The sequence below is a fragment of the Bacillus sp. P4_D3 genome, assembly GCF_056401855.1.
This window is the reverse complement of record NZ_JBFUIN010000415.1, coordinates 1-2,730: the sequence shown is the minus strand read 5'-3', so window position 1 is coordinate 2,730 and position 2,730 is coordinate 1. Positions and strand designations below refer to the sequence as shown.

Genomic DNA, 2,730 nt, shown 5'->3' with positions numbered 1-2,730 from the left:
GAATTAAAGGCCATTTATCTAGAGTTCATGGAAGTGTTATTTCAGGGTGTATGGTCGCAGCAGAAAGCTTAAGTATGCAATTTGAAAAAGCATTAGAAGATTTTAATAGTTCTGTTGATAGTGATGCAGATACGAAAATTTATGGGAGTTATTTAGATAATGTAAAGCAAAAAATTAATGGGTATAGTAACAGTTTTAATCAATCGAATGAGTTAGCCCAACAGACTATCAGTTCAATTAGTGATATTGTTCCGATCCATTATCCCTCATCATCAGGAATTTCTGAAGGGGTTGAAAAAAGCCAAAAGGAAATCAGTGATACGTTAGAAAAACTAGAGGCTTACAATAGTCAACAAAATGATCTTCAAAATTTTGATGACATGTTACGCGGATTAGATGGTGCTATGAGACAAATACAAGAGACTGAAGGGAACTTTTCTAGTGATACAACCGAAAAACTTCTGTCTGAAGGAAGCTTTGCATCTATAGTTGGAGTAGCTAAAATGATTGCGGGATATACGGGTAAAGCGAAAAAAGGAGTAGTCGGATTATTTTCTGGTTATTTACGCCTTGTTTACATGAAAAAAAATTTGGGATTTGGTGTTGATTTTGATGTTAATGCTCGAAAAGGAAAAGGAGCATATATATTTAAAACTTTAAGCGATGCCGATATTGTAGCGGCTTCCAAACTTTTTGCTACAGATGCAAATGAAGATGCTATTTTTAAATTTATTTTTCAAGATAAATTTAAAGTCAATTACAACAACGCAACAAAAAATGTAATAAAACAAGCAAAAAAAGATATTTATAAATTGCCTGAATTTAAAGCGGTTGAAGATTTTATGATGACTCGGAATGAAGAAGGATTTTTAAAAGCATTTAAAAATAAATGGACAGATTCATTTGGGACCGAATTTCAAAAGAGCATTGACGAATTCAATTTTAAGAAATGGCCAGAGACATTTAAAAAACTCAAAGGTACTGGGACGCTCTTTAAAAGCGTGGCAATTATTGGAACGGGGCTGACAGTTGTAGATAATACTATAAAGTCACTAGATGATGGATTTCAGCTACAGGATGTAAGAGATGTTGCATTAGATACAGGTGTGGACTTAGCATATGCAGCGGGAGCAGCAGCAACTGGAGCAGCGATTGGGACTGCTTTGGGGCCACTTGGAACMTTGGCAGGAGGAGCGGTAGGAGCAGTGGCTGGTGTTCTAATCTCAGTAGGCTTAAACACAAAATCTGATAGATTGGGAGGCGAAAGTGTAGTTGGTGGAACGAAGAAATTGGTAAAATGGGCGGTAAATACGAACGATAATTTAAAGTCTGGAAATTATAAAGAATTTATGAAAGAAAATGCAACAGTTATAAAAAAATTGAAGTCAATATTTTGGTGATGAATATAAAATTTGAAAGTAGGATAAGTGAATGTGGAACATAAAAGAAGAAGATTTAGACTTTTTCAAAGTTACAAATAAAAACCGATTAAGTCCTGATGGTGTAATGGCATTTTTAGTTGGAGTCTTTGTATATGCTTCATTACCGATGTTTTTTATTATTTTGGGTTTTTTACAACTTGGTTGGGAGGCTTATCCAAAATCTTTTGAACGAATAATTGTTTCTGTAGAATTAGTATTATATATTCTGCAAATCCTTTTTTTGATTATCTATTCATTTCCGAAATTAAGATTTAAATTACAAAAGTTACAAGCCGTTGTAATTGTTTTTAACTCGTTTCAGGTTGCAACGGTAGGTTATGCGTATGTATTAATTGAAGCAATATTTGGATATTATTGTGAAAATCTAACGGTATTTTATGTAGGTCTATTATTATTAGGAGCKATAATTACTCATATTGTAATAACAATCCATACTTTTAAAAAAGCAAAATATGGAGGCTATAAGTTGGAAGGGGGGACGGCTTCATTTTTTAATAATACAAAACTATGGATGTTCATTGGGATAGTTATTTATGTAGTTGTCCTTTTGATATTAATCTTTGCAAGTATTCATTTTGCGCTAGGGCCAATGGTGTTCTATTTTTTACAAACAATAATATTATATGTATTCGCAGTTGCATCAGCAGAATTCGTCCTATTRGTGTATTGTCGCTTTAAATTYCCATCATTTAATATTACRTGGGAACAACATGAAAAGRAACGYCAAGAATTYATAGCAAATAGAAAAAGAATAAKAGAAAAAGAACAAAAGCGAAACAAAAAYTGAAATGARAKTTGTAAATGATAGTCATAAACTGGTTTTTTATGTGTGTGGAAGGATCTATTTGTGAAGAATTAAAACACTGTATAAGGGGTAGAGGTTATGAAAGTTCAGTATAAAGCATTATCGCTTTTAAATTTAATAAGCATCACTCAAATAGTAAAAAAGGATGATTGGTTGTTACCAGCTATCGCACTTAGAAATCAAGTAGTTCATAACGATATATACCCAATAGGACCTGTTCTTTTTACGTATTCACCATTAGAGAATGAACCGGAATATGGTGAATATATGTATTGTGTTCCAGTGAATGGACGGGTAAATATGGAAGAGGGTTCATCGTATGAGTATATTGATGCAATTCTTATTGAAGAAGCACTTTGTGTTAGATTCTCAGATGAAGATGGTGATATTGAAGACGCTTATCGTGTTTTAAATGAATTTGCTGAACAAAATCATATGAAATTAGATAGTAGCTTTTATCACGTATGCTTAGATGTATATGGT

3 protein-coding genes are annotated in these 2,730 nt (G+C 32.7%); all 3 read left to right on the top strand.

The genetic code is table 11. The annotated features are described in order from the left end of the window. The coding region (locus AC1DTM_RS22005) for a T7SS effector LXG polymorphic toxin (RefSeq protein ID WP_477000874.1) at positions 1-1,400 on the top strand (1,400 nt) is incomplete at its 5' end. Between the two features lie 31 nt (positions 1,401-1,431). Continuing rightward, on the top strand, positions 1,432-2,229 hold the full coding sequence (locus tag AC1DTM_RS22000; protein ID WP_477000873.1) for a hypothetical protein: 798 nt from the start codon (positions 1,432-1,434) through the stop codon (positions 2,227-2,229). 96 nt (positions 2,230-2,325) lie between these two features. Further along, a partial coding sequence (locus AC1DTM_RS21995) for a DUF5085 family protein (protein ID WP_477000872.1) occupies positions 2,326-2,730 on the top strand: 405 nt, incomplete at its 3' end.